The 7,443-nt window shown below is 65.2% G+C and carries 10 protein-coding genes; 3 read left to right on the forward strand and 7 right to left on the reverse strand.

Annotated features, from left to right (window positions below):
- Positions 1–286: 286 nt before the first annotated feature.
- From AC3WN8_RS29995 to AC3WN8_RS30005, 3 genes are read right to left on the reverse strand one after another with little or no spacing between them, the layout of a single operon-like run.
- Positions 287–517: a hypothetical protein gene (locus AC3WN8_RS29995; protein ID WP_492673200.1), complete on the reverse strand. Its 231-nt coding sequence runs from the start codon at positions 515–517 to the stop codon at positions 287–289.
- Positions 518–555: 38 nt separating this feature from the next.
- Complete coding sequence (locus tag AC3WN8_RS30000) at positions 556–966, reverse strand: SRPBCC family protein (RefSeq protein WP_492673201.1); 411 nt, start codon at positions 964–966, stop codon at positions 556–558.
- Entirely contained in the window at positions 963–1,268 is a 306-nt protein-coding gene (locus AC3WN8_RS30005) for an ArsR/SmtB family transcription factor (protein WP_492673202.1), read from the reverse strand. The genes AC3WN8_RS30000 and AC3WN8_RS30005 overlap by 4 nt, the downstream gene beginning before the upstream one ends.
- Before the next feature lie 231 nt (positions 1,269–1,499).
- Between AC3WN8_RS30005 and AC3WN8_RS30010 the strand changes: the two genes are divergently transcribed.
- On the forward strand, positions 1,500–1,703 hold the full coding sequence (locus AC3WN8_RS30010) for a hypothetical protein (protein WP_492673203.1): 204 nt from the start codon (positions 1,500–1,502) through the stop codon (positions 1,701–1,703).
- 139 nt (positions 1,704–1,842) lie between these two features.
- Here the strand turns inward: AC3WN8_RS30010 and AC3WN8_RS30015 are convergent, their stop codons facing one another.
- Positions 1,843–2,535: a DUF899 domain-containing protein gene (locus AC3WN8_RS30015; RefSeq protein ID WP_492673204.1), complete on the reverse strand. Its 693-nt coding sequence runs from the start codon at positions 2,533–2,535 to the stop codon at positions 1,843–1,845.
- 62 nt (positions 2,536–2,597) lie between these two features.
- Positions 2,598–2,780, reverse strand: coding sequence for a hypothetical protein (locus tag AC3WN8_RS30020; RefSeq protein WP_492673205.1), 183 nt, complete (start codon positions 2,778–2,780; stop codon positions 2,598–2,600).
- A 90-nt stretch (positions 2,781–2,870) separates the two neighbouring features.
- On the opposite strand from AC3WN8_RS30020, the gene AC3WN8_RS30025 reads away from it, so the two are divergent.
- Both AC3WN8_RS30025 and AC3WN8_RS30030 read left to right on the forward strand, forming a co-directional pair.
- On the forward strand, positions 2,871–4,364 hold the full coding sequence (locus tag AC3WN8_RS30025; RefSeq protein ID WP_492673206.1) for a hypothetical protein: 1,494 nt from the start codon (positions 2,871–2,873) through the stop codon (positions 4,362–4,364).
- Positions 4,365–4,629: 265 nt separating this feature from the next.
- On the forward strand, positions 4,630–5,889 hold the full coding sequence (locus AC3WN8_RS30030; protein WP_492673207.1) for a dipeptidase: 1,260 nt from the start codon (positions 4,630–4,632) through the stop codon (positions 5,887–5,889).
- 375 nt (positions 5,890–6,264) lie between these two features.
- Here AC3WN8_RS30030 and AC3WN8_RS30035 read toward each other — a convergent pair whose 3' ends face one another.
- Positions 6,265–6,660: a lysozyme inhibitor LprI family protein gene (locus AC3WN8_RS30035; RefSeq protein WP_492673208.1), complete on the reverse strand. Its 396-nt coding sequence runs from the start codon at positions 6,658–6,660 to the stop codon at positions 6,265–6,267.
- Between the two features lie 298 nt (positions 6,661–6,958).
- Positions 6,959–7,443 (reverse strand): energy transducer TonB (locus AC3WN8_RS30040; protein WP_492673209.1); only part of this gene is annotated, 485 nt, incomplete at its 5' end.

The raw sequence follows: 7,443 nt of genomic DNA on the forward strand, positions 1-7,443 counted from the left end.
CCCTCCCCACGCTACGCGTAGGGAGGAGAGTTCTTGCTGTCTCGCGCTCCGATTGAAATCCCGGACACCAGTGCGCGCATGCGGGAATCCAGCTTCTTCTTCTTTCGGATACTTCACGGAAAAGCTGGATTCCCGCGTTCGCGGGAATGACAAAGTTGGGCCCTACGGAATCCAGCGGGCCGTTTCGCTGCCTGGCGGATCCAGTTCGCCAGCAGGTCCCCGTCGCCGTCGCCCTTTGCGATCTGGGGAGTGCCGCCCGACAGCAGGAGGGGTTCCTTCCTGGCCATCACCCTTGCTCCATCGCCCCTGACCGCCGCCCGCGCCATTTGGCGGCATAGGGCAAGGCGAACAGATACAGGCCGGTCGCCAGGAGCAGGAAGAGCGGGGGCAGCGGCGAGAGCGTGACCCAGAGCGGCGGCTGTCCCTGCGTCATCATGGCGAAGTTGAGGATGACGGTCAGCGTAAAGACGATGGACAGCCAGCGGTGGATCCGCCGGATCCAGTTGTTCCAGTTCATTCGGGCCTCCTCTCAAAAAGGGACTGCGGCGCTCGACGTCAGTCGATGCGTGCCAGAAGCTGTTCGAGCGCGTTCAGGAAGCGCGGCCAGCCGCCCTTGGCGCCGTGATAATAAAGCGGCTGATCGGGGCGGAAGCCGGTCTGTTCCATGCGCAGCCGGGTGCCCGTGTCGATGGGCGTGAGCGTCCAGGTGACGATGCTTTTCAGATCGTGATCGCCCCATGTGTAGGACAATGTCCTGTGCGGCTCGAGCGTCAGCAGCTCGCAATCGACCGAGCCCCAGTCCGCGCGGAAATCGAAACGATGGCCCAGCACCGGTTCGAAGCTGGTCTTCATCAGCCATTCCTCGATCAGATGGGGCAAAGTGAGTGCGCGCCAGATCTTCTCCGGCGGATGGCCAAGCTCCCGCTCGACGACGATCGAGCGCGTTTCGGTCGATGTTTCGGTCATTGATCCATTCTCTGCAGCAGGTCTTCAAGACCGTCGAAGCGGCTTTCCCAGAATCCGGTCATCCGGCTGGTCCAGTCGATCAACGGGGTCAGGGCGCCGAGCTGGGCGCTGTAATGCGTCTGGCGGCCCTGATGGCGGTCGAGCACCAGCCCGGCCTGCTTGAGCACGCCGAGATGCTTGGAGACCGCGGGTTGCGAGACGCCGGCGCGGGCGGTCAGCGCACCGACCGTCTGTTCGCCGTCGCGGCACAGCTGTTCGAAAATGGCGCGCCGCGTCGGATCGCCGAGCGTCTTGAACAGCATATCGTGGGCCTGAAGCATAGGAACGCATAACTCGCTGGCTATCGATTCGATCGATAACCAGCGAGTTATAGGTGAGTCAATCGGCCGAAACGTGCGGTAGCGCGATCGCCATGATCCCAACCATGGTCATATTGACGTATATCCTTGGATATATGTCTGAAATTCAAATACTTAACCATGGAACCTTAATCTTATCGCAAGGATTGAAGCCGATCATGATGGGAGAGTGACATGGTCGAGATACGTGAAGTCGAAGTCGAGCGGCGTGGCGGTGGTGTTGTCGTGTTGCTGGCATTTATTGCCGTCGCGATCATCGCGGCCGCCGCCTATTTTCTCGTCTTCAACGAGAAGCGGGAAACGAATGCGGTGACCGGTGCCGCGAAGGAAGTCAGCCAAGCCGCGGAATCGGTCGCGGATTCGGCGAAGGAAAAATAGCCTGTTGCTGCAGGCCACGCGCTGAGCCCGGGAAACCGCCGGCGCGACTGTGGGGCTTACGGAGACGTAAGGAGCTTGCGGCATTGAGGGGCGGCCAATCCAGGTCGCCCCTCTTTTGTCTTCGCTATGCCGCGCCGCATCAATAGCGGTCGTGCAGCCGCACCCAGCTCATCGTACCACCGGTTTCGTTGCGGCCCTTCGGGGTCAGGTCGAGCCAGTTGAACGCGCCCATCAGCAGTTCCGTGCCGCGATGATAGGTGGAGTAGCTGTGGAAGATGTCGCCATCCTCGCCCTTCACGAAGATGCTGACGCCGAACATGTCCGGACTGTTGTGGATCACGGTGCCGTAATTGTAGATCGCGCGGCCGGCGGCGCGATCCTCCGCCGTGAACGACACGCCGAAATCGAAGTTGAAATCGCTGTCGGCGGAGGACAGCCAGGCAAAGCGCCAGCCCATCCGTTTCCGGACATCCTCGATGCGCTGAAGCGGCGCGTGCGAGATCGCGGCGAAGGCGAGATCGGCATGTTCGAAATGCTGGCGCGCCGCATCGACATGATCGACGGTGAACGAACAGCCCGGGCAGATATGATCGGATCCCGGCGTCAGCATGAAATGATAGATTGCGAGCTGGCTGCGTTCACCGAACAGGTCGGCGAGCGTGGTTTCGCCTGCCGGCCCTTCGAAGACATAGGGCTTGTCGATCCTGACCCATGGCATTTGCCGGCGTTCGGCGCGCAGCGCGTCGAGATCATGGGTGATGGCACGCTCACGGGCGAGAAGCGCCTTGCGCGCGGTGAGCCAGTCTTCGCGCGAAACGATGGGGTGGGACATGGTCGGTCTCCTTCAATGGGTCGGTTGGGGTTGGGGAGCCGGGCCGCGACGGGATGCGCGCTTCAGCCAGGCGGGAGGTGGAAAAGGCTCATCAGCAGATACATCCAGGCCATGGCATCGACCGGCAGAACGCCCGACGTTGAGGAACAGATCGGTATCCGCGGCGCATCGGCCGCCGCGACCCATGCCATGAGTGCGAATGTCGGCGCGGCGGCGAGGCCGAGCCAGTGCGCGGAGCGCGTCATATGCGGTCTCTCCATCATGTGCCGTTTCCGGCGGTTGCAGAACCGATCGGGGGTGTAGGGCGGGCGGCGCGACGGGTGGGAGTGACAAGTGTGTCGCGATTTCGCCGGGCGTTCGGGGACGGGAATTCCGATGACAGCGCCAGGGCGAGCGTGCACATCATCGCGATCGGGGCAGGGGGCGCATGGTATGACGGTATCGCGGCAATGACCGGGTTCGGGCTGATGGCGGCCGCCGCCGTCATGGTTCCGGCGATATTGGTGGCAGTGGTGCCGCGCCGGTGGATGGGCCGGGCCATGTTCGGCTGGGTGGTTTCCCCGGTCATTGCCTATATCGGCGTGCTCGGCTGGGAAGCGATGACGCGGACCGGCGTCGAGCATGGTTTCGCCAATGCGCTGCTCGGCTTTTCGCTGATCAGCGCGATCTTCGTGCTTCCCTGGGCGATCGCCTGTGCGATGGGCTTTGCGATCGGGCTTGGGCTGAGGCGACTGTTTCGCGGAGCAGCGACGCCGGCAGCCGGGTCGGCACCCGAACCGGTTGCCGCGTCGCCGCCGATCGCCTTCGCCGTCCCCGCCGTCAACGCATCGTCCGACGCGACTGCGTGGCGCGAAGCGCATATCGGTTTTTCGGACGATGGCCTGGCGATCGGCGGGCTCGATGTGTGGACGCATGAATGGCGGAGGGTCGACACGCCGCCGCTCAGCCTGTGCCATCCGGCCCATCCGCAGCAGATGCACCAATTCACGGTGTACGAGATCGAGGAGGGGGCTTCGGTCGCGCGCTTCGCGGTGAGCGAACTCTCCAATGGCGTCTGGGGGTTTTACGTGCCGAAAGGCGATCCGGTCGAAATGCGCGGATCGTCGGCCGATCGGTCGCCCGACCCGAACCATCGCCATATCTCACCCGACGGCACGATCCGGATCGACATCGCCGCGGTGGAATGGGGCAATTCGCATTGGGTGAACACGCCGCGCGTCATCGATATCGCCAGCGGCCGGGTGATACTCGATCTGTGGGGCACTGATTGGGACGCCGGCATATCCTGGCCGGGCAATCGCCGTGTCGCGCTCGATTTCCGGCGCTATCATTTCAGTGGCGATCTGACGATCGAACTCGATCTGGCGCAGGATCGCTACGCCATCACGCGCGAGCCCGGCGGGATTGCGCCGCTTCCCTCCGGCCCGCTGGCCGAGGCGGCGGATGCCATGGAGGCATCGGGACGGCGAACCGCCGCCTTCGCCGCGCAGGGCAATGCGGGCCGGCCGGTGTGGGATGCGGATACCAAGCCGGGACCGTGGGCGGCGTGGCGGACTGCGCTGCTGATCCTGCTGGTCGCGGCCGTCCTGATCGCCATTGCGGCGGCCATCGCGATCCGTTCGGAGCCCGAGCCCCGGCCGGGCCTGATCCGCGAGATACCCAGGCCGCGGCTTTCGGCGCCGGAGCGGGGGGAGCCGGGTGGCCGGCAGACTTCGCATTATTCCGGCGAAGGCGCATTGCCGTCCGGGATTTCATTTGGAGCGCGAGCCGGCACCCGCCAGCCAGAGGCTGGCGGTGGAGGGGAAATGGGATGCAGTCGCCGTGCGTGACTTTCGAGCAGGATTCTCGCGGGATTCCCGGCAGCTGCGCGAAGCATGATCCATCGCATTTCCCCTCCACCACGCGACTCTGTCGCGCGGTTCCCCTCCCCACGCTGAAGCGCGGGGAGGAGAGGCTTCACCGCGAAAACGTCCAGATCCTGTCTCGACAGCAAGATGACCGATGGCATCGAGCGGTGTCGAAATGCGGCTTATTTTTTCCCAAGGCCGCGCGCGCGATTGCCACTATGGGATGCCGCGTCTTATGGAGCGTGCCATGAAAAAAGCATGGCTCCTCGCACCGCTCGCGCTGCTGCTTCTCGGCAATGGCGCACCCTCCACCGATTACAGCGCGCGCGTCGCGGCGATCCTGAAAAAGACGCCGCTGATCGACGGCCATAATGACTGGCCCGAGACGATGCGCGAACGCGAGGGCGATGCGCGCTGGACGCTCGACCTGCGCGAGGGCTGGGACAAGAAACCCGTCCCCTACAACACCGACATCGCGATGCTGCGCAAGGGCATGGTCGGCGGCCAGTTCTGGTCGGTCTACGTCTCGGCCAACCTGCCCGGGCTGGAACAGGTTCAGGAAACGCTGCAGCAGATCGACCTCGTCAAGAATATCGTCGCGCGTTACCCCAACGACTTCGCACTGGCGCGCACCGCAGCCGACGTCCGCCGCATCCATGCATCCGGCCGGATCGCGTCGATGCTGGGCGTCGAGGGCGGCGGCCAGATCAACGGCGATCTTTCGATCCTGCGCACCTATGCGGAACTGGGCGCCGGTTATCTGACGCTCACCCATTCGCGGACGATCGAATGGGCGGATTCCGCGACCGACAATCCCAAGCATGGCGGGCTGACGCCGTTCGGCGAAGCGGTGGTGCACGAGCTCAACCGCCTGGGCATGCTGGTCGACCTGAGCCATGTCAGCGAAGAGACGATGCAGGATGCGCTGCGAATTTCGAAGGCGCCCGTCATCTATTCGCATTCGGGCGCCCGCGCGCTCGACGATCATCCGCGCAACGTATCCGACGAGACGCTGAAGCTGGTCGCGCAGAATGGCGGCGTGGTGATGGTGAATTATGCGCCCGCCTATGTGACCGACGCCTATCGCCGCTGGGACGCCGATCGCGGCGCCGAGCGTGCGCGGCTGAACATGCCGCCGTTCGGCGGCCTGTTCATCGGCCAGCCCGAAAAGGCCAAGGCCGCGATGGACGAATGGGATCGCAAGAACCCGCGCCCCAAGGTGACGCTGAGCGACGTCGCCGACCATATCGACCATATCGCCAAGGTGGCGGGCGTCGACCATGTCGGCCTGGGTTCGGATTTCGACGGCACCGGCAACGAGCTGCCCGAAGGGTTGCAGAACGCGACCACCTATCCCGCGCTGATGGCCGAATTGCTGCGTCGCGGCTGGAAGGACGCGGACGTCGCCAAGGTGGCGGGCGGCAATGTGCTGCGCGCGATGGAAGGCGCCGAGAAGACGGCGGCGGCGATGAAGGGCGAATTGCCGGGTACGATGCAGCTGAAATGAGCCGCCGGCGGACCGAATGATGGCGCGTGCGGAGACGCGGAGGGGCATCTTCTCCTTCGCGTCTTCGCGCTTTCGCGTGAACCCGATGAGTTCGGTGCAGCCGGCGAATCCGCACGGCGCACGAAGCCTGTTTCGAGCGAAGTCGAGAAGACGCGAAAGCGCGAAGGAGAAGCTGGGCTTCTCAGCTTTCGCGAAAATCCCGGGCGGCAACGGGCTTCGGCGCCTTGTATCTCCAAAATGGATGAAATTTGGGCGGAACCGATCCGCGTCTGGCCGGTTGAACTCGCCGACAATCCTGCCCGGCGCCCCCACGGCCGGGCATATCTTGCCCCGGCGCCCCACCGCCGGGGCAAATTTTTATGCGTCAGGCGGGCGTCATCGCAATTGTTTGCTGCGCGCCCGGGTGACGTCGACCCAGCATCGGGCGACCACCACCGCCGCCATCGATCCGCCGCGATAGCGATCGCCCTTCGCAAGGCAGTTGCGGTCGCGGTTCCGGAGCCACAGTCGTTGTTCGTCGAGCAGGCTTTGCCGCGCGGCGGGTTTGAGCTTCGCGCGGCGCGCCTTGTAGCGCGCGCTCATCTGCGCATCGGCGACGCGCAGGTCGTGCGCGGCGCAATGCTGCATGTCGACCGTGGAATCGCACTGGCGCGGCGGCGGATCGCGGAACGCCGGGTTGGCCATGAAGGCGCCGGCGCTTTGCGCGGAGGCGGGCGTCGCGAACAGGACGGCGAGGGTTGCGCAGGCGAGGGGCAGGGTGGTGCGGATCATCGATGGGCCTCCTGCGGGCGTAACTGTCCGAGCTGGTGTTGGATCCATGGCCCGGCAACCAGGCCTCTCCTCCCTGCGCGTAGCGTGGGGAGGGGGACCGCCCCGGCGCAAGCCGTGGTGGTGGAGGGGAATTGCGATGCTTGGCTCTACGCAGAATCTGCAGGAAATCACTCAGTAAGGGCTATTTGAGAGGCCTGCGCGGCGGCAGCATCGTATCTCCCCTCCACCACGCGACTGCGTCGCGCGGTCCCCCTCCCCATCTTTGATGGAGAGGAGAAAGACGGTACACGCCCACCGATCACACCGGCAGGACAAATTCGATCGGGGCGATGAATTCGATCTTGTCGCCGGGCACGTCGGCGGGGGCCCTGGGATAGGGGGAGGCGCGGCGCATCATGGCGCCGGCTTCCTCGTCGAGCGCGCCATTGCCCGATCCCTTGAGGATCATCCCTTCGAGCAGCACGCCCGCGCGGTCGATGACGAAGCGGACGCGGACGATGCCTTCCTCGCGGCGCATGCGGGCGCGGCGGGGATAGGTCTTGTGCGCGTAGAGCCAGGACCTGACCTTTGCGGCGTAGCTGCGGCTGGTGCCGGGCGGGGTGTTGGCGTCGAGCCCGTCGGCGGCGCCGCGCCGGGCGGGCGGTGCCGCGGCGGAGGCGGCGGAGATTGCCGGCCGGCCGCCGGCCGCCGGGCTGGGTGCAGCGGGTGCTGCGGCCTGGACCGGCCGGGTCAGCATGGCGGGTGCGGCGATGGGTGGCGGCGGCGTGGTTTGCGGGATCGGGG

Source organism: Sphingobium sp. FW305-3-2-15-F-TSA7 (assembly GCF_058787155.1).